General features: G+C 70.7%; 24 protein-coding genes. 6 read left to right on the forward strand and 18 right to left on the reverse strand.

Annotated features, from left to right (window positions below; translation table 11 throughout):
- Together ACWF79_RS12025 and ACWF79_RS12030 are read right to left on the reverse strand one after the other, a co-directional pair.
- On the reverse strand, positions 1–707 hold a 707-nt coding region (locus tag ACWF79_RS12025; protein WP_453727963.1), incomplete at its 3' end, for an antibiotic biosynthesis monooxygenase.
- 107 nt (positions 708–814) lie between these two features.
- Positions 815–1555, reverse strand: a complete 741-nt coding sequence (locus tag ACWF79_RS12030; protein ID WP_453727964.1) for an SDR family NAD(P)-dependent oxidoreductase — start codon at positions 1553–1555, stop codon at positions 815–817.
- Between the two features lie 134 nt (positions 1556–1689).
- On the opposite strand from ACWF79_RS12030, the gene dapA reads away from it, so the two are divergent.
- The gene (gene dapA / locus ACWF79_RS12035; RefSeq protein ID WP_453727965.1) at positions 1690–2568 is read left to right on the forward strand and encodes a 4-hydroxy-tetrahydrodipicolinate synthase; all 879 of its coding nucleotides are present in this window, start codon (positions 1690–1692) and stop codon (positions 2566–2568) included.
- Here the strand turns inward: dapA and ACWF79_RS12040 are convergent.
- The 4 genes from ACWF79_RS12040 to ACWF79_RS12055 all read right to left on the reverse strand — a co-directional run bounded on the left by ACWF79_RS12040 (position 2553) and on the right by ACWF79_RS12055 (position 4852).
- A complete protein-coding gene (locus ACWF79_RS12040) occupies positions 2553–2774 on the reverse strand; it encodes a hypothetical protein (RefSeq protein WP_362014115.1) in 222 nt (73 codons plus the stop codon). The genes dapA and ACWF79_RS12040 overlap by 16 nt on opposite strands.
- A 101-nt stretch (positions 2775–2875) precedes the next feature.
- On the reverse strand, positions 2876–3859 hold the full coding sequence (gene dapD / locus ACWF79_RS12045; protein ID WP_453727966.1) for a 2,3,4,5-tetrahydropyridine-2,6-dicarboxylate N-succinyltransferase: 984 nt from the start codon (positions 3857–3859) through the stop codon (positions 2876–2878).
- A gap of 43 nt (positions 3860–3902) precedes the next feature.
- Complete coding sequence (locus tag ACWF79_RS12050) at positions 3903–4532, reverse strand: TetR/AcrR family transcriptional regulator (RefSeq protein ID WP_453727967.1); 630 nt, start codon at positions 4530–4532, stop codon at positions 3903–3905.
- A complete protein-coding gene (locus ACWF79_RS12055) occupies positions 4532–4852 on the reverse strand; it encodes a DMT family transporter (protein ID WP_453727968.1) in 321 nt (106 codons plus the stop codon). Before ACWF79_RS12055 ends, ACWF79_RS12050 begins: the two co-directional genes overlap by 1 nt.
- 63 nt (positions 4853–4915) lie before the next feature.
- Here ACWF79_RS12055 and ACWF79_RS12060 point away from each other — a divergent pair, with 63 nt between their 5' ends.
- The gene (locus ACWF79_RS12060) at positions 4916–5980 is read left to right on the forward strand and encodes a DUF7847 domain-containing protein (protein ID WP_453727969.1); all 1065 of its coding nucleotides are present in this window, start codon (positions 4916–4918) and stop codon (positions 5978–5980) included.
- Here ACWF79_RS12060 and ACWF79_RS12065 read toward each other — a convergent pair.
- The 9 genes from ACWF79_RS12065 to ACWF79_RS12105 form a co-directional block, all read right to left on the reverse strand.
- Positions 5970–6335 carry a VOC family protein gene (locus tag ACWF79_RS12065; protein ID WP_453727970.1) on the reverse strand — a complete coding sequence of 122 codons (366 nt, stop codon included), beginning with the start codon at positions 6333–6335 and terminating at the stop codon, positions 5970–5972. The genes ACWF79_RS12060 and ACWF79_RS12065 overlap by 11 nt on opposite strands.
- A 53-nt stretch (positions 6336–6388) precedes the next feature.
- Positions 6389–6727 carry a metal-sulfur cluster assembly factor gene (locus ACWF79_RS12070; RefSeq protein ID WP_352186260.1) on the reverse strand — a complete coding sequence of 113 codons (339 nt, stop codon included), beginning with the start codon at positions 6725–6727 and terminating at the stop codon, positions 6389–6391.
- Positions 6724–7185 (reverse strand): Fe-S cluster assembly sulfur transfer protein SufU, encoded by a 462-nt coding sequence (gene sufU, locus ACWF79_RS12075; RefSeq protein ID WP_453727971.1) that lies wholly within the window; start codon positions 7183–7185, stop codon positions 6724–6726. Before sufU ends, ACWF79_RS12070 begins: the two co-directional genes overlap by 4 nt.
- A gap of 9 nt (positions 7186–7194) precedes the next feature.
- Positions 7195–8463 (reverse strand): cysteine desulfurase, encoded by a 1269-nt coding sequence (locus ACWF79_RS12080; protein WP_453727972.1) that lies wholly within the window; start codon positions 8461–8463, stop codon positions 7195–7197.
- Positions 8460–9224, reverse strand: a complete 765-nt coding sequence (sufC, locus tag ACWF79_RS12085) for a Fe-S cluster assembly ATPase SufC (RefSeq protein WP_384521045.1) — start codon at positions 9222–9224, stop codon at positions 8460–8462. Before sufC ends, ACWF79_RS12080 begins: the two co-directional genes overlap by 4 nt.
- Positions 9225–9231: 7 nt before the next feature.
- On the reverse strand, positions 9232–9549 hold the full coding sequence (locus tag ACWF79_RS12090) for a bifunctional 3-phenylpropionate/cinnamic acid dioxygenase ferredoxin subunit (RefSeq protein WP_362014099.1): 318 nt from the start codon (positions 9547–9549) through the stop codon (positions 9232–9234).
- The gene (gene sufD, locus ACWF79_RS12095) at positions 9549–10730 is read right to left on the reverse strand and encodes a Fe-S cluster assembly protein SufD (protein ID WP_453727973.1); all 1182 of its coding nucleotides are present in this window, start codon (positions 10728–10730) and stop codon (positions 9549–9551) included. Before sufD ends, ACWF79_RS12090 begins: the two co-directional genes overlap by 1 nt.
- 63 nt (positions 10731–10793) lie before the next feature.
- Positions 10794–12209 (reverse strand): Fe-S cluster assembly protein SufB, encoded by a 1416-nt coding sequence (sufB, locus tag ACWF79_RS12100; RefSeq protein ID WP_453727974.1) that lies wholly within the window; start codon positions 12207–12209, stop codon positions 10794–10796.
- Positions 12206–12934 (reverse strand): helix-turn-helix transcriptional regulator, encoded by a 729-nt coding sequence (locus ACWF79_RS12105; protein ID WP_453727975.1) that lies wholly within the window; start codon positions 12932–12934, stop codon positions 12206–12208. The genes sufB and ACWF79_RS12105 overlap by 4 nt, the downstream gene beginning before the upstream one ends.
- Before the next feature lie 180 nt (positions 12935–13114).
- Between ACWF79_RS12105 and ACWF79_RS12110 the strand changes: the two genes are divergently transcribed.
- The 3 genes from ACWF79_RS12110 to ACWF79_RS12120 all read left to right on the forward strand — a co-directional run bounded on the left by ACWF79_RS12110 (position 13115) and on the right by ACWF79_RS12120 (position 15873).
- Positions 13115–14053, forward strand: coding sequence for an ABC transporter ATP-binding protein (locus tag ACWF79_RS12110; protein WP_453727976.1), 939 nt, complete (start codon positions 13115–13117; stop codon positions 14051–14053).
- Positions 14050–14829 (forward strand): ABC transporter permease, encoded by a 780-nt coding sequence (locus tag ACWF79_RS12115; RefSeq protein WP_453727977.1) that lies wholly within the window; start codon positions 14050–14052, stop codon positions 14827–14829. Before ACWF79_RS12110 ends, ACWF79_RS12115 begins: the two co-directional genes overlap by 4 nt.
- Positions 14830–14904: 75 nt before the next feature.
- Positions 14905–15873: a COX15/CtaA family protein gene (locus ACWF79_RS12120; protein WP_453727978.1), complete on the forward strand. Its 969-nt coding sequence runs from the start codon at positions 14905–14907 to the stop codon at positions 15871–15873.
- A gap of 19 nt (positions 15874–15892) precedes the next feature.
- Here ACWF79_RS12120 and ACWF79_RS12125 read toward each other — a convergent pair whose 3' ends face one another.
- The 3 genes from ACWF79_RS12125 to ACWF79_RS12135 all read right to left on the reverse strand — a co-directional run bounded on the left by ACWF79_RS12125 (position 15893) and on the right by ACWF79_RS12135 (position 18450).
- Positions 15893–16972, reverse strand: coding sequence for an amidohydrolase family protein (locus ACWF79_RS12125; RefSeq protein WP_453727979.1), 1080 nt, complete (start codon positions 16970–16972; stop codon positions 15893–15895).
- Between the two features lie 117 nt (positions 16973–17089).
- Entirely contained in the window at positions 17090–17410 is a 321-nt protein-coding gene (locus ACWF79_RS12130; protein ID WP_453727980.1) for a hypothetical protein, read from the reverse strand.
- 92 nt (positions 17411–17502) lie between these two features.
- The gene (locus ACWF79_RS12135; RefSeq protein WP_453727981.1) at positions 17503–18450 is read right to left on the reverse strand and encodes a heme o synthase; all 948 of its coding nucleotides are present in this window, start codon (positions 18448–18450) and stop codon (positions 17503–17505) included.
- Between the two features lie 330 nt (positions 18451–18780).
- Between ACWF79_RS12135 and tkt the strand changes: the two genes are divergently transcribed.
- On the forward strand, positions 18781–20868 hold the full coding sequence (gene tkt, locus ACWF79_RS12140; RefSeq protein ID WP_453727982.1) for a transketolase: 2088 nt from the start codon (positions 18781–18783) through the stop codon (positions 20866–20868).
- Positions 20869–20886 lie beyond the last annotated feature (18 nt).

A 20886-nucleotide genomic window follows, 5' to 3' on the forward strand; every position in this document is an offset into this window, starting at 1 on the left:
CCCGCGCTGAGGCTCAGCGCGGGCGTGTAGCGCTTCACCGAGCCGCCGGCGACCCCCGGGTAGCTCTGGACCTTCGCCCACTGCGGCGTCGCGGACCCGATCCCGTCGCCCGGCCGGGCGAGGGCGTCGACATGGGCCTGCTCGCTCTCCCACTCGGCGTAGTTGAGGATCCTCGTCCCGTCGGCGGAGAGGTGGAAGTGGCCCGCGATCCCCCCGGGCGCGGGCGCCGGGTCGGTCTCCAGCGCCTCGAAGACCCCGTCCACCCAGTCCCGCTGCCGGGCGGCGTCCGGCCCGTCGAACTCGACGTCGACGACGACGACGCAGCCGGGGATCCTGGCATCGGCCGGCGACGCGGTGGACCGGTAGGGCGGGGCGTACCGGTGGATCCCGACGCGCACGATCCCGGGCACGGCCGCGTCGATCTCGGCGTTCCGGTCGTCGCGAAGGGTGCGGACGAACTCGTGGTAGGCCTCCTCGTCCGTCCACTGCGAGTAGTGGAGCAGGGTGTCGCCGTCGGTGCCGAGGTGCACCGTGTACGAGAGCAGCCCGACGTCCGGCCAGTCGCGGCTCCCCCACGCCTTGGCGATGGCGTCGACGGTGGCCCGCTGCCGCTCGGGCGTACCGACCCGCCAGGTGCTGACGAAGACGATCCCCACACCGGGGCGGTGCAGGTCGGGGCGTGCGTCGGGCTGGGCAACGGCGTTCATGGGGTGACCTCCTGGCGTCGAACCTGTCGTCGATGCCCCCACTCTCCGACCTCGACCAGACTTGAGGTCAAGCCCCGGATCCGTGCACACCGCCACCCCGGGTGAGGTCAGCCCAGCAGGTGGCCGCCGCCGTCGACGAGGAGGACCTCGCCGGTGATGTACGAGGCGTTGGTCAGGTCGAAGACGGCGCCGGCGATGTCCTCGGGGCGCCCCACCCGGCGCATCGGAACCACCTCCGCCACATGGGCCTTGGCCGCGTCGGCGCCCTCCACCCCGTCGAACCAGGGGGTGTCGATGAAGCCCGGCGCGACCGCGTTGACGCGGACGTCCGGGCCGAGGGTCTTCGCGAGCAGCTTCGTCATGTGATTGACGGCCGCCTTGGAGACGGCGTACGGGATGGAGCTGCCGCCGGGGCGGACGCCGGCCTGCGAGGAGATGTTCACGACGCAACCCGCGCCGTGGGCCCGCAGGTGCGGAACGGCCGCGGTGATGGTCTGCCAGACCCCGATGACGTTGACGTCGTACAGGTGGCGCCAGACCTCTGGCGAGGCCGCCTGAAGGTCGTCGTGCGCGATGAACCGGGTGGTGCCCGCGCAGTTGACGAGGATGTCGAGGCGGCCGTACGCCTCCACCGCCGCGGCGACCAGGGCCGCGGCCTGCGTCTCGTCGGAGACGTCGGCCTGGACGTAGACGGCGTCCGGCAGTTCGGCGGCGAGGGCCTTGCCCGCCTCCACCGACCGCCCCGAGTTGACGACGACCCGGATCCCGGCGGCGGCGAGGCGGCGGGCGACGGCGGCCCCGATGCCCGAGGACGAACCGGTGACGAGTGCGACGCGCTGTTCGCTCATGGTGTGGTGTTCTCCCTTGTCCCCTGTCGCGTCCCGCCCCGATCATGCCAGACCCCACACTTCAGCCTCTCTTACCCCTCACCCCAAGAAGAACTAAGTGGACCTTCACCGTAAGGGCGTCGCAGACTGCCCGGATGAGCACTGAACACCCCTTCGGCCGGGCCCTCTGCGCGATGATCACCCCCTTCACCGCCTCGGGTGAACTGGATCTCGACGCCGCCCACGTGCACGCCGCCCACCTGGTCGCCGAGGGTTGCGACGGCCTGGTCCTCAACGGCACCACGGGCGAGTCCCCGACCACCACCGACGCCGAGAAGGCCGCCCTGATCGAGGCGGTCCGCGCGGCCGTCGGGCCGGGGCCCTCGATCGTCGCGGGCGTCGGCACCTCCGACACCCGCCACACGGCCGAGCTGGCGCGCCAGGCCGAGAAGGCGGGCGCGGACGGGCTCCTAGTCGTCACCCCGTACTACAGCCGCCCGCCGCAGGCCGCCGTCGAGGCGCACTTCCGCAAGGTCGCGGACGCGACGGAGCTGCCGGTGATGCTGTACGACATCCCCGGCCGCACCGGCACCCGGATCGAGCCGGCGACGATGCTGCGGCTCGCCGCCCACCCCAGGATCGTCGCGGTCAAGGACTGCGCCTACGACCTGCTCGGCTCGGCGAAGGTGATCGCCCGCACCTCACTCGCGTACTACTCCGGCTGCGAGGAGCTGAACCTGCCGCTGTACGCGGTCGGCGGCGCCGGTTACGTCAGCACGGTGGCCAATGTGGCGCCCCGCCAGATACGGGCGGTGCTCGACGCCTTCGACCGGGGCGACACGGCGGAGGCCGCCCGGCTGAACGCGCTCACGCTGCCGCTGGCCGAGCTGATGATGGCCTCAGGGCTGCCGGGCACGGTGACGGCCAAGGCGCTTCTCGGCGACTACGTCCGGGAACCGCTGCAGCCCGCCGACCTGGAGACGGTCGACGGGCTGCGGGCGGCGTACGAGGATCTGGTTCAGTCGAACACGTAGGTGGTGCCGAACAGCGCCGCGTGTTCGAGGACGTCCTCCAGCGGGTCGTCGATCTGACCGGTGTGGAGGGTGAGGCTGGGACCGTTCTGGATGGTCGGGCCGTTGTGCGTGCGCGTGTGCGTCTCGTCCGCCGACGCCGCGCCGACGGGCAGCAGCACGGCGGCGGCCACCGCCAGCGCCCCGACAACGGTGGGCCTCGTCCTCATGTCGACTCCTCGCTTTGTCTGTTCGTGTGACTCCACGTCGTTCCGTAAACGCAGAGTCACACGAGCAGGTCACGCGCGGGGCGCGGTCGGTTGTGGCGCGCTCAGTTGTGGCTGTGGAGGATCTCGTTGAGCCCGCCCCACACCGCGTTGTTCGGGCGGGCCTCGACGGCGCCGGTCACCGAGTTGCGGCGGAAGAGGATGTTGTCGCCCCCGGAGAGGTCGCGGGCCTTGACGATCTCGCCGTCGGGCATCGTGACGCGCGTACCGGCGGTGACGTACAGCCCGGCCTCGACGACGCACTCGTCGCCCAGCGCGATGCCGACGCCCGCCTCGGCGCCGATGAGGCAGCGCTCGCCGATGGAGATGACGACGTTGCCGCCGCCGGAGAGGGTGCCCATGGTGGAGGCGCCGCCGCCGATGTCGGAGCCGTCGCCGACGACGACGCCGGCGGAGATCCGGCCCTCGACCATGGAGGTGCCCAGGGTGCCTGCGTTGAAGTTGACGAAGCCCTCGTGCATGACGGTGGTGCCGGCGGCGAGGTGCGCGCCGAGGCGGACGCGGTCGGCGTCGGCGATCCGGACACCGGCGGGCGCGACGTAGTCGGTCATCCGCGGGAACTTGTCGACCGAGGTCACCTGGAGGTGCAGGCCATCGGCGCGGGCGTTGAGGCGGACCTTCTCGAGGTCGTCGACGGCGACCGGGCCGAGCGAGGTCCAGGCGACGTTGGCGAGCAGGCCGAAGAGGCCCTCCAGGCTCTGGCCGTGCGGCTTGACCAGCCGGTGGCTGAGCAGGTGCAGGCGCAGGTACGCGTCGTGGGCGTCGAGCGGCTTGTCGTCGAGCGAGGAGATGACGGTACGGACGGCGACCACCTCGACGCCCCGGCGGGCGTCCACGCCGAGGGCCTTGGCGGCGCTTTCACCGAGGGCGCCCACGGCGGCCTCGGGCGTGAGCCGCTCGGTTCCGGCGGGCCCGGGGGCTTCGGTCAGCTCGGGGGCGGGGAACCAGGTATCGAGAACGGTGCCGTCACCGGCGATGGTGGCGAGGCCGGCGGCGACGGCGCCGGTGGTGCGAGGAGCAGTGGTCATGCGGAAAACCTAACGGTCGGGGCGGCGCCCGGGCCAACCGGTCTCAGGTGTCGGTCGACGGCTCCGGCGAATCCGACGACACCGGTGGCACCTCGCTCGTCGGATCTCCCGGGGCGCCCGGGCGGGTCGCCAGGAGCCGGCCGAGCATGGTGCGGGCATACGCCTCGTCGTACTCCGCGCCCGTCAGGAGCACCTGCAGACAGATGCCGTCCATCAGCGCGACCAGCGCGCGGGCGGTGACGAGATCGGTGTGGCGGGAGAGGGCCCCGGTGACGGCCTCCGTCCACTCCGCGGCGACCGGGCGCAGGGCGGGGTTGCGCAGGGCGGCCAGGTAGAGCTCGTACTCCAGCTCCACCCCGGTCCGCTCGCCGCCGATCCACTCCCCCATCAGCCGGGCGAGGGCGCCGGCCAGGTCGGCCTCCAGCTCGGCGAGCTCCGCGCGCTCGCGCAGCTGCCGGCCGAAGCCCTCGTTGGCCTGGCGCAAGGCGGCGACGAGGAGTTCGTCGAGCGAGGCGAAGTGGTACGTGGTGGAGCCGAGCGGGACGTCCGCCTCCGCGGCGACCGTACGGTGGCTCAGCCCCGCGATGCCCCGGGCGCCGACCACGCGCAGCGCGGCGTCGACGATCCGCTGCCGCCGCTCGGGGTCGTGGCGGCGGGGGCGCGCGGCGGCCATCAGTGCGCGCCCCCCAGGTTGAGCACGAGCACGCCGGCGACGATGAGGAGGACCCCGGCGACCTTGGCGACGCTGAGCGTCTCGTTCATGAAGAGGATCCCTATCACGGCGACGGCCGCGGTGCCGACGCCGGACCAGATCGCGTAGGCGGTCCCCACCTGGAGGGTCTTCAGCGCCTGCGCGAGCAGCGCGAAGGCGATCAGGTAGCCCGCGCCCGTGACGACCGAGGGCCAGAGCTTGGAGAAGCCCTCGCTGTACTTCATGGAGACCGTCGCGATGATCTCCGCCGTGATGGCCCCGGCCAGCAGTCCGTATCCCATGCGTACAAGCGTACACACCGTTGCGTACGGTCGTACACAACGGCGGCGGCTACGGTGTCCCGCATGACGTATCCCCCGGGGCCCTACAGCTACGGCTATCCGCCCCCACCCCCACCGCCGAAGCCCGGCGTGATACCCCTGGCGCCCCTGGGTCTGGGCCAGATCCTCACCGGCGCCTTCGCCACCATCGGCCGCTACTGGAAGCCGCTGCTCGGCGTCGCCGCGGCCGCCTACGGCGGCGCCCTCCTGCTGCTCGCGGCGGCTGCCGGTGTCGCGTACGCCGTGGTCGCCGACCATCTGCCCGGGGTCTTCGACCCGCCGGCCGGCCAGGAGCCCAGCTGGGACGACGGCCGACCGCTGCTGATCGCCTTCGGCTGTGTGTGGCTGATCGCCCTGGTCGGGACGCTGGTCGCGAGCGGCGTCGTGTACGCCGCCTGCCCGGCCGTGCTTCAGGAGGCGGTCCTCGGCCGCCGGACGACGTTCGGCGCGATCTGGCGCCGCGCCTGGTCGCGGATGCCGGCGGTCCTCGGCACGGTCTTCCTGACGGCGCTGCTGGCCCTACCGGTCCCGCTCGTCGTGTTCGTGGCGGCGTTCATCGGCCTGCTGGCGGCCCTCGCGGGGGGCACGGGCCCGCTGGTCCTGCCGTTCCTGGTGTTCGGCGGCGCCATGCTGGCCACCCTGCCGACCCTCCCGCTCGCCGCCTGGCTCTGGGTGAAGTTCAGCCTGGCCCCGGCGGCCGCCGTCTTCGAGGGGCAGGGCGCGATGGGCTCCATGCGCCGCTCCAGCGAGCTGGTCCGAGGCTCGTGGTGGCGGATCTTCGGCGCGCTGCTGGTCGCGGGCATCATGGCCGCCGTGGCGAACTGGTTGGTCCAGCAGATCCTCGGCCTGCTGATCTCGGCCCCCGTCTCCTTCACGGACACGAGCGGCTTCGACTCACCGGGCGAGGCCCTGCTCGCGTTCGTACCGCTGGCGCTGGTCCTTCTCGTGGGCGCGCTCCTCGCCCAGGCGGTCTGCTCGGCCTTCCCGCCCCTGGTCACCGGCCTGGTCTACGTCGACCAGCGGATCCGCAAGGAGAACCTGGCCGCCACCCTCGCCCGGACGGCCGGGACCTCCCCGGTCAGTCCGTGAGGGACCGCTTCGGCCGCAGCACGCAGAACTCGTTCCCCTCGGGGTCGGCGAGCACGACCCAGGTCGCGTCCTCGCCCTGACCGACGTCGATCCGGCGGGCGCCGAGCCCGATGATCCGCTCGACCTCCGCGTCCCGGTCGTCGGGCGTGAGGTCGATGTGGAGCCGGTTCTTGACCGTCTTGGTCTCGGGCACCGGCAGGAAGCACATCCCGGGCAGTGCGTACTCGTCGGCGCCGATGACGATCTCGTCCTCCGCCTCGAAGAGGATCTTCCAGTCGAGGACCTCGGCCCAGAACCGGGCCTGGGCGGGAAGGTCGTGGGCGTCGACGGCGAGGTGGTACATGCGAACGGCCATGCCCTCAGTCTTGCTGAAAGGCATGGCCGTCGTGCGGATTTCCGCGGGGAAACTCAGACGTTGAAGCCGAGCGCGCGCAGCTGCTCGCGACCGTCGTCCGTGATCTTGTCCGGGCCCCACGGCGGCATCCAGACCCAGTTGATCTTCAGCTCGCTGGCGATGCCGTCGGTCGCGGCCTTCGCCTGGTCCTCGATCACGTCGGTCAGCGGACAGGCCGCCGACGTCAGGGTCATGTCCAGCGTGACGACGTTGGAGTCGTCGATGTGGATGCCGTAGATCAGGCCGAGGTTGACGACGTCGATGCCCAGCTCGGGGTCGACGACGTCGTACAGCGCCTCGCGGATCTCTTCTTCGGAGGCCGGCTTCATGGTGGCCTCGGCGTTCTCGGTCATGCCGACTTCCTCTCCACGTCACCCAGAGCCTGGGCCGTCGCGTCCTTCCACGCCATCCAGCTGAGCAGCGCGCACTTCACCCGGGCCGGGTACTTGGAGACGCCCGCGAACGCGACCGCGTCCTCCAGGATCTCCTCCATGGCGTCGTCCGGCTCGATCTGGCCCTTGGACTGCATCAGCTCCAGGAACGTGCCCTGGATCCTCTGCGCCTCGTCCAGCTCCTTGCCGACGAGCAGCTCGTTCAGGACCGAGGCCGAGGCCTGGCTGATCGAGCAGCCCTGGCCCTCGTAACTGACGTCCTCGATCCGCGAGCCGTCGTACTTCACCCGGAGCGTGATCTCGTCGCCGCACGTCGGGTTGACGTGGTGCACCTCGGCGTCGCCGTCCCGAAGACCGCGCCCGTGCGGGTGCTTGTAGTGGTCCAGGATGACGTCCTGGTACATCGAATCCAGCTTCACGAGGTTCCCCTAGCCGAAGAAGTTCCGTACGTGCTCCAGACCGTCGACCAGGGCATCGACCTCGGCCGGGGTGGAGTACAGATAGAACGACGCTCGCGTGGTCGCAGGAATTCCGTAGCGCAGGCAGACCGGCCGCGCGCAGTGGTGGCCGACCCGGACCGCGATGCCCTGCTCGTCGAGGACCTGGCCCACGTCGTGCGGGTGGATGTCGCCGAGCGTGAAGGAGATCGCCGCGCCGCGGTCCTCGGCCGTGGTCGGGCCGATGATCCGCAGGTCCGGCACCTCCTGGAGGCGGCGGACGGCGTACTCGGTGATCGCGTGCTCGTGGCGCGCGATGTTCTCCATGCCGATCGCCGACAGGTAGTCCACGGCCGCGCCGAGGCCGACGGCCTGGGCGATCGGGGGCGTACCCGCCTCGAACTTGTGCGGGGCGGGCGCGTACGTCGAGGAGTGCATCGAGACGGTCTCGATCATCTCGCCGCCGCCGAGGAAGGGCGGCAGGTCCTCCAGGAGCTCCTGCCGTCCCCACAGCACGCCGATGCCGGTCGGGCCGCACATCTTGTGGCCGGTGAAAGCCACGAAGTCGGCCTGCAGCGCCTGCACGTCGAGCACCATGTGCGGGGCTGCCTGCGAGGCGTCGATGCAGACCAGCGCACCGACCTCCTGCGCACGCCGGATGATCGTCTCGACCGGGTTGACCGTGCCCAGCAGGTTCGAGACCAGCGTGAAGGAGACGATCTTGGTCTTCTCGGTGATGACCTCTTCGATGTTCGAGAGGTCGAGACGGCCGTCGTCGGTGAGGCCGAACCACTTCAGCTTCGCGCCGGTGCGCTGCGAGAGCAGCTGCCACGGCACGATGTTGGAGTGGTGCTCCATCTCCGTGATGGCGATCTCGGTCTCGTGGTCCACGCGGTAGGGCTCGTCGGCCCAGCCCAGCATGTTGGCCACCAGGTTGAGCGACTCGGAGGCGTTCTTGGTGAAGATCACCTCGTCGCGGCTCGGCGCGTTGATGAAGGCCGCGACCTTGTCACGGGCGCCCTCGTACAACGCCGTCGCCTCCTCGGCGACCGTGTAGACGCCGCGGTGGACATTGGCGTTGTGGCGCTCGTAGTACGTGTTGAGCGCGTCGAGCACCTGGCGCGGCTTCTGCGAGGTCGCCGCCGAGTCCAGGTACACGATCTTCTTGCCGTCGTGGACCACGCGATCCAGGAGCGGGAAGTCCTTGCGGATCGCCTCGGTGTCGAGGAGGCCGGAGAGCCCCTGGTGGGCAGATGTCACGCGGATGCGCCACCCTTCACGTACTTGTCGTAGCCCTCGTTCTCCAGCTGGTCGGCGAGCTCGGCGCCGCCGGACTCGGCGATGCGGCCGTTCGCGAAGACGTGCACGAAGTCGGGCTTGATGTAGCGGAGGATCCGCGTGTAGTGCGTGATCAGCAGGGTGCCGACCTCGCCGGTCTCACGGACGCGGTTGACGCCCTCGGAGACGATGCGAAGGGCGTCGACGTCGAGGCCGGAGTCGGTCTCGTCGAGGATGGCGATCTTCGGCTTGAGCAGTTCGAGCTGGAGGATCTCGTGGCGCTTCTTCTCGCCGCCGGAGAAGCCCTCGTTGACGTTGCGCTCGGCGAAGGCCGGGTCCATCTGGAGCTTCTCCATGGCCTCCTTGACCTCCTTCACCCAGGTACGCAGCTTGGGCGCCTCGCCGCGGACGGCGGTGGCGGAGGTGCGCAGGAAGTTGGAGACCGAGACGCCGGGGACCTCGACCGGGTACTGCATGGCCAGGAAGACGCCGGCGCGGGCGCGCTCGTCGACCGACATCTCCAGGACGTCCTCGCCGTCCAGGGTCACGGTGCCACCGGTGATCGTGTACTTGGGGTGGCCCGCGAGGGAGTACGCCAGGGTCGACTTGCCGGAGCCGTTGGGGCCCATGATGGCGTGGGTCTCGCCCTGCTTCACGGTCAGGTCGACGCCCTTGAGGATCTCCCGGGGGCCGTTCTCGGCCTCGACGGAGACGTGCAGGTCGCGGATTTCAAGCGTTGCCATGGGTGACTCAGGACTCCTGGGTGACGGAGACGAGCACATCGTCCCCTTCGATCTTTACGGGGTATACGGGGACGGGGCGCGTCGCGGGAAGGCCGGACGGCTTGCCGGTGCGGAGGTCGAACGCGGATCCGTGCAGCCAGCACTCGATCTGGCAGTCCTCCACCTCGCCCTCGGACAGGGAGACGTTCGCGTGCGAGCAGATGTCGTGGATCGCGAACACCTCGCCGTCCGTGTGGACGAGGGACACCGGCGTGCCGTCGAGTTCCACCCGCTTCGGGGTGTCCTCCTCCAGCTCGCTCAGCGCACAGGCGCGGACGAAGGCCATCAGACGGACGCCTCCAGCTCGGCCTCGATCTTGGCGATGAGGCGCTCCTCGACGTCCGGCAGACCGATCTGCTGGACCAGCTCGGCGAAGAAGCCGCGGACGACGAGGCGGCGGGCCTCGGCCTCCGGGATACCGCGGGCCATCAGGTAGAAGAGCTGCTCGTCGTCGAAGCGACCGGTGGCCGAGGCGTGACCGGCGCCGGCGATCTCGCCGGTCTCGATCTCCAGGTTCGGCACGGAGTCGACCCGGGCGCCGTCCGTGAGGACCAGGTTCCGGTTGAGCTCGTAGGTGTCGGTGCCCTCGGCGGCGGCCTGGATGAGGACGTCACCGATCCAGACGGCGTGCGCGTTCTGGCCCTGCAGTGCGCCCTTGTAGGCCACGTTGGACTTGCAGTGCGGCGTGTTGTGGTCGACGAGGAGGCGGTGCTCCTGGTGCTGGCCGGCGTCGGTGAAGTACAGGCCGAAGAGCTCGGCCTCGCCGCCGGTGGCCGCGTACTGGACGCGGGGGTGGATCCGGACGACGTCGCCGCCGAAGGTCACCACGACCGACTTGAAGGAGGCGTCACGGCCGACCAGCGCGTTGTGCTGGGCGACGTGGACGGCCTTCTCGTCCCAGTCCTGGACGGAGACGACGGTCAGCTTGGCACCGTCGCCGAGCAGGTAGTCGACGTTGGCCGCGAGCACCGCGTCACCGGTGTGGTCGATGACCACGACGGCCTCGGCGAAGGCGCCGAGCTCGATGACCTGGTGACCGAAGGCGACACCGCCCTGGCCGTGCACGCCGATGCGGATCGGCTCGGTGAGGACGGCCTCCTTGGCGACGGTCACGACCGAGGCCTTCTCGAAGGAGGAGTACGCCTGGGCGGCGACGCGGTCGACCGGCGTACCGGCCTTGCCGAGCCGCGCGTCGTCACGGCCGACGGTCTCCACGGTGACGCCCTCGGGGGCCTCCACCACGACCTTCACGCCCTCGCCGGCCGCGACGGCGGTGCCGTCGTGCAGGCCGCGCAGACGCTCCAGCGGGGTGAACCGCCACTCCTCCTCGCGACCGTGCGGGACGGGGAAGTCCGCGACGTCGAAGGACGGGGGGGCGCTCATGCGCGTGGCGACGGTCGACTCGGCGGCCACCGCGATCGAGCCGGCGGTGGTGGAGCCCGCCGGGATGTTCTGAGCCTCAGCCATGGCTGTCGTGTTGCTCTCTTCCTACGTACGTAAAGACCTGGTTCGGACGGTGACGGCTCGGGATCAGCCGACCGACCCCTCCATCTGCAGCTCGATCAGCCGGTTCAGTTCGAGCGCGTACTCCATGGGGAGCTCCTTGGCGATCGGCTCGACGAAGCCGCGCACGATCATCGCCATTGCCTCGAACTCGGTCATGCCGCGGCTCATCAGGTAGAAGAGCTGGTCCTCGGAGACCTTGGAGACCGTGGCCTCGTGACCCATGGAGACGTCGTCCTCGCGGACGTCGACGTAGGGGTAGGTGTCCGAGCGGGAGATCGTGTCGACGAGCAGCGCGTCGCAGAGCACGTTCGACTTGGCGCCCGGGGCGCCCTCGCCGATCTCGATGAGACCGCGGTAGGAGGTGCGGCCACCGCCTCGCGCCACCGACTTGGAGACGATGTTGGAGGAGGTGTTCGGGGCCATGTGGACCATCTTGGCGCCGGCGTCCTGGTGCTGGCCCTCGCCCGCGAAGGCGATGGACAGCGTCTCGCCCTTGGCGTGCTCGCCCATCAGGTAGACGGCCGGGTACTTCATGGTGACCTTGGAGCCGATGTTGCCGTCGACCCACTCCATGGTCGCGCCCTCGTAGGCCACGGCACGCTTGGTGACCAGGTTGTAGACGTTGTTCGACCAGTTCTGGATCGTCGTGTAGCGGCAGCGGCCGCCCTTCTTCACGATGATCTCGACGACCGCGGAGTGCAGCGAGTCGGAGGAGTAGATCGGGGCGGTGCAGCCCTCGACGTAGTGGACGTAGGCGTCCTCGTCGACGATGATCAGCGTCCGCTCGAACTGCCCCATGTTCTCCGTGTTGATACGGAAGTAGGCCTGCAGCGGGATCTCGACGTGCACGCCCTTCGGCACGTAGATGAACGATCCGCCGGACCACACGGCCGTGTTCAGCGAGGCGAACTTGTTGTCGCCGACCGGGATGACCGTGCCGAAGTACTCGCGGAAGAGCTCCTCGTGCTCCTTCAGCGCGGTGTCGGTGTCGACGAAGATGACGCCCTGCTCCTCCAGGTCCTCACGGATCTGGTGGTAGACGACCTCGGACTCGTACTGGGCCGCGACACCGGCGACGAGGCGCTGCTTCTCCGCCTCCGGGATGCCGAGCTTGTCGTACGTGTTCTTGATGTCCTCGGGCAGTTCCTCCCAGGAAGCGGCCTGCTTCTCGGTGGAGCGCACGAAGTACTTGATGTTGTCGAAGTCGATGCCCGACAGGTCGGAGCCCCAGCTCGGCATGGGCTTCTTGTCGAAGAGGCGCAGACCCTTCAGCCGCAGCTTCAGCATCCACTCCGGCTCGTTCTTCTTCTCGGAGATGTCGCGGACGACGGCCTCGGAGAGACCGCGCTTGGCGGTGGCACCGGCCGCGTCCGAGTCGGCCCAGCCGTACTCGTACCGACCCAGGCCCTCGAGCTCGGGGTGGCTGATCTCGGTGGTCATGCGGGGTTCCTCCCGGCCGTGCTTGCGGATGCTTCTGATTCGGTGGTCTGTGGGGCGCCGTGCGGGATGAACGTCGTGCAGACGCCGTCACCATGCGCGATGGTGGCGAGACGCTGGACGTGCGTTCCCAAGAGGCGGGAGAAGATCTCCGTCTCCGCCTCGCACAGCTGGGGGTACTGCTCGGCGACATGGGCGACCGGGCAGTGGTGCTGGCATAGCTGCTCGCCGACCGGCGCGTTCCGCGCAGTGGCAGCGTACCCGTCCTTGCTGAGCGCCCTCGCGAGCGCCTCGGTGCGCTGGGCGGGCTCGGCCGACTCGACGGCCTCGCGGTACGCCTCGGCCTGGTGTTCCAGCCGATCGCGGGCGAAGGCGGCCACGGCCGCTTCGCCGCCCGCGTTCTGCTCGATCCAGCGCAGGGCGTCCACGGCCAGCGTGTCGTACGACTGGTCGAAGGCGTCCCTGCCGCAGTCGGTCAGCGCGAAGACCTTGGCGGGGCGGCCGCGCGTACGGGCGCCGTAGACGCGCTTCTCGCGGGCTTCGACGACATTGTCGGCGACGAGCGAGTCCAGGTGCCGGCGGACGGCCGCCTGGGTGAGGCCGAGTCGCGCCGCCAGGTCGGCGACCGTCGAGGGGCCGTGGTCCAGGATGGAGCGCGCGACACGGTTGCGCGTGGAGCGCTCACCGGTCGCGAGTTCCTCCACGGGAGCCTCGTCGACGTTTTTCACAACGCCATTGTTGCGTAATTCCTCGGAGAGTGACAAGCGCCGTCCGGGCGCACGACGGTGCCGTACATCACTCAGGTAAGGCTTACCTGACCTGCGGAAATGATCATTCGTAGGACGAATACGAGCGGGATCCGGCCCCCGCGCCGGGAGGACCCCGGGACGCTCTCTAGACTTCCCGGCATGCGAAAAGAGTCCGGCGACAGTGCCGCCGTCCGGGTACGGGGCCTGGTCAAGCGGTACGGAACCAAGACCGCCGTCGACGGCCTCGACCTCGACGTCCGGGCGGGCACCGTGACCGCCGTGCTCGGCCCGAACGGGGCCGGGAAGACCACCACGATCGAGACCTGCGAGGGCTATCGGAAGGCCGACGCCGGCACCGTCCGCGTCCTCGGTCTCGACCCGGTCGCCGACGCGGCCCTGCTGCGCCCCCGGATCGGCGTCATGCTCCAGTCCGGCGGCGTCTACTCCGGCGCCCGGGCCGACGAGATGCTCCGCCACATGGCGAAGCTCCACGCCCACCCGCTGGACGTGGACGCCCTGATCGAGCGCCTCGGCCTCGGCTCCTGCGGCCGCACCACCTACCGCCGGCTCTCCGGCGGTCAGCAGCAGCGCCTCGCGCTCGCCATGGCCGTCGTCGGCCGCCCCGAGCTGGTCTTCCTCGACGAGCCGACCGCCGGACTCGACCCGCAGGCCCGCCGCGCCACCTGGGACCTGGTCCGGGAGCTGCGGACCGACGGCGCCACCGTCGTCCTCACCACGCACTTCATGCACGAGGCCGAAGAACTCGCGGACGAGGTCGCCATCGTCGACGCCGGCCGGGTCGCCGTGCAGGGCAGCCCCGAGGCGCTCTGCCGCGGCGGCGCCGAGAACACCCTGCGCTTCACCGGCCGCCCCGGGCTCGACCTCGGCTCGCTGCTCAAGGCGCTGCCCGACGGCACCCAGGCCGCCGAGCCGATCCCGGGGACGTACCGCATCACCGGCGAGGTGGGCCCCCAGCTGCTCGCCACCGTCACCACCTGGTGCGCGCAGCACGGCGTGATGCCGGACGGCATCGCGGTCGAGCGCCACACCCTCGAAGACGTCTTTCTGGAACTGACGGGCAAGGAGCTGCGGTCATGAGCGGCGGTACGCACACGGGCACGTACGCCCCGAGGCCGGGAGCCGCGCCCGTCGGACGCATGATCGTGGCGCAGACGGCCCTGGAGACCAGGATGCTGCTGCGCAACGGCGAGCAGCTGCTGCTCACGGTGATCATCCCGTCCCTGCTGCTCGTGCTGTTCTCCACCGTCGACATCGTCGACACGGGTTCCGAGAAGGCCGTCGACTTCCTCGCGCCGGGCGTCCTCGCGCTGGCCGTGATGTCCACCGCCTTCACCGGCCAGGCCATCGCCACCGGCTTCGAGCGCCGTTACGGCGTCCTCAAGCGGCTCGGCGCCTCCCCGCTCCCCCGCTGGGCCCTGATGACCGCCAAGACGCTCTCCGTCCTGGTCACCGAGGTGCTCCAGGTCGCCCTGCTCACCGCCATCGCGCTGGGGCTCGGCTGGTCGCCGCAGGGCGACCCCTTCTCCGTCCTGCTGCTGCTCGTCCTCGGTACGGCCGCCTTCTCGGGCCTCGGGCTGCTGATGGCCGGCACGCTGCGCGCCGAGGCGACGCTGGCCGCCGCGAACCTGGTCTTCCTGCTGCTCCTGGTGGGCGGCGGGGTGATCGTGCCGCTGGACAGGTTCCCCGACGCGGCCCGCGCCGTCCTGGAGCTGCTGCCGATCTCGGCGCTCTCGGAGGGCCTGCGCGACGTGCTCCAGAACGGCGCCGCGCTGCCCTGGGGGCAGGCGCTGATCCTCGCCGTCTGGGCGGTCCTCGGGCTCGGCGCGGCGGCGAGGTTCTTCCGCTGGGAGTAGCGGAGGGGTGACGTTGCGGGGTGACTTCGCCCGTAACGCACCCCTCGTGAACGCATGCACAAGCCCCGTCCTACGATGGGGCCCGTGCTGACCCCCCTCGCCTTCATCGCCAAGCGCTGGACCCCGTCCCCCGAGACGCTCCGGCGCGCCGCGCTCTCCGCCGTCGTGATGAGCGTCCTCATCATCGTCACGGGAGGCGCGGTCCGGCTGACCGGCTCCGGTCTCGGCTGCGACACCTGGCCCAAGTGCACGGACGACAGCCTCATCGTGACGCCCGAGCAGGGCTATCGCGGCGTGATCGAGTTCGGCAACCGGATGCTGACGTACGTCCTGTCGGCCGCCGTCGGCTGGGCGATCATCGCCGCGCGCTCGACCAAGCCGTGGCGCCGGGGCCTGACCCGGCTCGGCTGGGCGCAGTTCTGGATCGTCGCGAGCAACGCGGTCATCGGCGGCATCACCGTGTGGATGGGCCTCAACCCGTGGACGGTCGCCGGCCACTTCCTCGCCGCGAACGCGCTGCTGACCGTCGCCGTCATCACCTGGCACCGCACCGGCGAGGGCGACACCACGCCCCGGCGCCGGGTCCCCGGCCCGGTCCGCAAGCTCTCCTGGGTGATCATCGCGGCCTCCGGCCTGCTGATCGTCCTCGGCACCGGCGTGACCGGCTCGGGCAAGCACGCCGGTGACAGCAGCGACGTCCCGCGCATGCCGTGGGACTGGACCGCCGCCGCCCATCTGCACGCCATCGCCGCGTGGGTCGTCTGCGCGCTGGCGCTGGCGATGTGGCTGGTGCTGCGGGTGGTCGACGCCCCGGACGACACCCGGGCGCGCGCCCGTGACCTGCTGATCGTGCTCCTCGCCCAGGGCGGGATCGGCTACGTCCAGTACTTCACCGGCGTCCCCGAGGTCCTGGTCGGCGCCCACATGCTCGGCTCCGCGCTGATGTGGATCGCGGTCCTGCGCCTGGCCCTGAGCCTGCGCGAGCGCCCGCTGTCCGCCCCGGAGATCCCGGCCCAGGCCGAGGCGGCCCTGGCGAAGGCCTGACGGGGCCCGGCACGGGCCGTCAGCCCAGCCCGTAGACCCGGCGCGCGTTGCCCGAGGCGATCATCGTCGCCACCCGCTGGGCGTCCGTGAGGGACCAGGCGCCGTCGGCGACCCACTCGCCGAGCACCCGGCTCAGCGCGCCCCGGAAGACGCTCGCGGCGACGACGTGCAGCTCCGGCAGGGCATGGGCGCCGCTGGAAAAGAGCAGCTTGCCGAAGGGGGCCAGCTCCAGGAGTTCGGCGAGGACGGCCGCGGCCCGGGCCCCGGTCCGGGCGAGGACGGAGCCCAGATCCGCGTAGACATGCGGGAAGAGGCCGGTCAGCTGGGCCGTCTGCCGGTGGTACGGGTATCCGTGCAGCAGGACGACGTCCGTGCCCAGGCCGCTGGTGGACGCGGCGAAGTCGGCGAGCCCGGCCGGGTCCTCGTTCCCCGCGTGCAGCTGGAGCGGCCGTCCGGAGGCGACGGCGACCCAGAGCAGATGGCGCAGCAGGACGGGGTCGGTGAGCCGGCCGCCGACCGCGCGCCCGGCCAGCCAGCGCCCGGCGGCCCCCCGGACCTCACCGGGTCCCGGCGGCTCTGCGGACTGGCCGAGGCCCCGGCTCACCCCCGCCACGGAGGTGAAGGCGACGGCGGTCGCGGCGGCTCCGTGGACGGCCTCGGCGAGGTTGGCCAGGAGCGCCTCGACGGAGCCGGACGTGTCGGCGACCTGTTCGGCGAGGAGTTCGAGGCGGACGATCTCGTGCGCGTCGGCGGCGCCGGCGGACGCGATCTCGGCGGGGCCGGTCAGGTCGCCGGGCAGGCCGGTGTCGACCAGATAGGTGGAGATCCCGGAGGCGCGCAGCAGTCTGCGCCCGGATTCCAGGACGCCCAGCTCACGCCTGCGGGCGAGGTAGCGGGCCGGCGGGCAGTGCGGCTCCAGGCCGAGCAGCGGCGGGCACCAGCGGCGTACCGCGAAACCGGTCTGGGTGTCGAAGAAGGTGGTGCCGGGCGCGGCGGGCCCGCCGGTCCTGCCGAGGTGGGCCTCGAAGGTGCCGAGGCCGAGCTCCGTACGGAGCACCCCGTGGCAGTACTGGTCCACCAGGCTCGGGGTCTCGATCATTCGGGGGGCTCCCTGCGTGGACGTTCTTCCACACGTCCTAACGGGTGAGCCCCACCCGAGGTTGTCGGCTCCCGCGTCGAACGGAAACGCGAGGGAGGCGGGTGACGCGTGGGCGGGTCACGCGTTCGACGAGCCGCCCAGCTGGATCCCGGCCATCCGGGACCACTCGTACGGGCCGGTGACGACCTTGGCGGCGAACTCGCCGTCGAACTCCTCGTGGAGGGTCAGCCCGGCCTTCTCGGCCGCCTGCTCGGCGATCGCGTACGTCGGGGCCACCAGGTCGCCCCAGCCGCCGTCCTCACCGACGAGGACGATCCGGGTGCCGGACTGGCCGATGTGGGCGAGCTGGCCCTCGGCTCCGCCGTGCTCCTTGGAGAACGCCTGGATCTGCTTGGCGAGCCGGGCCGCCCTGCGCTCAGCCTGCTTCGTGTCTGCCATGACAAGGATGCTACCGATGGGTAGATCGATTGGCGACGGCCGGTGCACGTGGTCTTGCCCACGTGCCCGGCCGTGGTCGGAGGCCTGAGGTACTACCTCAGGAAGGGGTCGACCGCGACCGCCACGAAGAGCAGCGAGACATAGGTGATCGACCAGTGGAAGAGGCGCATCTCCTTGAGCTTCGCGCCGGTCGCGCCGTTCTTCGCGCGGTTCAGCAGCGCGTGCGCCTCCCAGAGCCACCAGCCGCCGGTGAGCACCGCCACGGCCGTGTAGAACCAGCCGGTGTAGCCGAGCGGGGTGAGCAGCAGCGAGACGCCGACCATGACCCAGCTGTACGCGACGATCTGCCGGGCCACGACCTTGTTGGAGGCGAGGACCGGGAGCATGGGCACGCCCGCGCGCGCGTAGTCGTCCTTCACCTTCATGGACAGCGGCCAGTAGTGCGGCGGCGTCCAGAAGAAGATGACGAGGAAGAGGATGATCGCGGCCCACGACATCGAGTTGGTGACGGCCGACCAGCCGATGAGCACCGGCAGGCAGCCGGCGATGCCGCCCCAGACGATGTTCTGCGAGGTGCGCCTCTTGAGGATCATCGTGTAGATCACGACGTAGAAGAGGAGCGCGCCGAGCGAGAGGGCCGCGGAGAGCCAGTTGACCAGGAGGCCGAACCAGAGCGTCGAGACGACGGCGAGGGTGAGTCCGAAGACCAGGCCCTCACGCGGGGTGAGGACCCCGGTGACCAGCGGGCGCTGGGAGGTACGGTCCATCAGCGCGTCGATGTCGCGGTCGATGTACATGTTCAGCGCGTTGGCGCCGCCCGCCGAGAGGTAGCCGCCGAAGCAGGTGGCGAGGACCAGCCACAGGTTGGGCACGCCCTGTTCGGCGAGGAACATCACCGGAACGGTGGTGATGAGCAGAAGCTCGATGATCCGCGGCTTGGTCAACGCCACGAATGCCTTGACGCGGGCCCCGAACGGCCGATGGCCCCCCGGGCTGGGAGTCAAGACGACCCCTGCGGGTCGGGACTCGACGGCCGTCACGCACACCCCTGACAGAGAATTCCCAGCAAGCTCCCCGGATGAAGACGGGGTGAAGACTTGCGCGTACCACGCCACTGTAGACGTTGCCCAGACGCCGATCTTCGCGGGGGTGGGGTCGTGTTGAGGGCGCTCGTCCCAAGGGGTGGACGGCGCTCGAAACGGCGCTCGGGAGGCGAAGTGACGGAGTGACCGGCACTCTTGCCGTGTCTTCTGTTTTCCGGCGCGCGCACTCGAAAAGATGGACGTGACGACGGGGGTAGGCTCGACAGCGCCGGTACACCCTCAGTCACCGGCTTCCCGTACATGTGTGGAGAGGAGCCCTGACTCAGGGTGAGCACTAAGCCGACCACCACAGACCTCGAGTGGACCGAATTGGACCAGCGGGCCGTGGACACCGCCCGCATCCTGGCCGCGGACGCCGTACAGAAGGTCGGCAACGGCCATCCCGGTACGGCCATGAGCCTGGCGCCCGCCGCGTACACCCTCTTCCAGAAGGTGATGCGGCACGACCCGGCCGACCCGGAGTGGGTGGGGCGCGACCGTTTCGTGCTCTCCGCCGGCCACTCGTCCCTGACCCTCTACACCCAGCTGTACCTGGGGGGCTTCGGACTTGAGCTGGACGACCTGAAGGCGTTCCGCACGTGGGGTTCGAAGACCCCCGGCCACCCGGAGTACGGTCACACCGCGGGCGTCGAGACGACGACCGGCCCGCTGGGCCAGGGTGTCGCCAACGCCGTGGGCATGGCGATGGCCGCCCGCTACGAGCGCGGTCTGTTCGACCCGGAGGCGGCCCCCGGCACCTCCCCGTTCGACCACCGGATCTACGCGATCGCCGGTGACGGCTGCCTCCAGGAGGGCATCTCCGCCGAGGCCTCGTCGATGGCCGGTCACCAGAAGCTCGGCAACCTGATCCTGCTGTGGGACGACAACCACATCTCGATCGAGGGCGACACCGAGACGGCCGTGTCCGAGGACACGATGAAGCGGTACGAGGCGTACGGCTGGCACGTCCAGCGCGTCGAGCCGCAGGCCAACGGCGACCTGGACCCGGCCGGACTGTTCGCGGCGATCAAGGCCGCCGAGGCCGAGACCGAGCGTCCGTCGTTCATCGCGATGCGCTCGATCATCGCCTGGCCCGCCCCGAACGCCCAGAACACCGAGGCCGCGCACGGCTCGGCGCTCGGCGACGAGGAGATCGCGGCCACCAAGCGGATCCTCGGCTTCGACCCGGAGCAGACCTTCGAGGTCGCCGACGAGGTCATCGGCCACACCCGTGGCCTGGGCGACCGCGGCCGCGAGGCCCGCGCCGCGTGGGAGAAGTCCCTCGCCGAGTGGCGTACGGCCAACCCCGAGCGGGCGGCGCTGTTCGACCGCGTCCAGGCCAACGAGCTGCCCGAGGGCTGGGAGTCGAAGATCCCCGTCTTCGAGGCGGGCAAGGGTGTCGCCACCCGCGCCGCGTCCGGCAAGGTCCTGCAGTCGCTCGGCGCGGTCATCCCGGAGCTGTGGGGCGGCTCGGCCGACCTGGCCGGCTCGAACAACACGACGATCGACAAGACCTCGTCGTTCCTGCCCGAGGGCAACCCGCTCCCCGAGGCGGACCCCTACGGCCGCACGATCCACTTCGGCATCCGCGAGCACTCCATGGCCGCGGAGATGAACGGCATCGCGCTGCACGGCAACACGCGTGTCTACGGCGGCACCTTCCTGGTGTTCTCCGACTACATGCGCAACGCGGTGCGGCTCTCCGCGCTGATGCACCTTCCGGTGACGTACGTCTGGACCCACGACTCGATCGGTCTGGGCGAGGACGGCCCGACGCACCAGCCGGTGGAGCACCTGGCCTCGCTCCGCGCGATCCCCGGTCTGAACGTCGTCCGCCCCGCGGACGCCAACGAGACCTCCATCGCCTGGCGCGAGATCGTCAAGCGGCACACCCGCGTGTTCGGCAAGGGCGCCCCGCACGGCCTCGCGCTGACCCGCCAGGGCGTTCCGACCTACGACTGGAACGACGACGCGGCCAAGGGCGGGTACGTCCTGTTCGACGCCGAGGGCGGCGAGGCCCAGGTCGTGCTGATCGGCACCGGCTCCGAGGTGCACGTGGCCGTCGAGGCCCGCGAGCAGCTCCAGGCCGCCGGCATCCCGACCCGTGTGGTCTCGATGCCGTCCGTCGAGTGGTTCGAGGAGCAGGACCAGGCGTACAAGGACTCGGTCCTGCCGCCGTCGGTGAAGGCGCGCGTGGCCGTCGAGGCCGGTGTGGGTCTGACCTGGCACAAGTACGTCGGCGACGCCGGCCGGATCGTCTCGCTGGAGCACTTCGGTGCCTCGGCCGACGCGAAGGTCCTCTTCCGCGAGTTCGGCTTCACGCCGGAGGCCGTCGCGGCCGCCGCCCGGGAATCTCTGGCCGCCGCCGCGCGCTGACGCCCCTAGATACGAGTT

This window comes from Streptomyces sp. NPDC054975, from assembly GCF_053609105.1.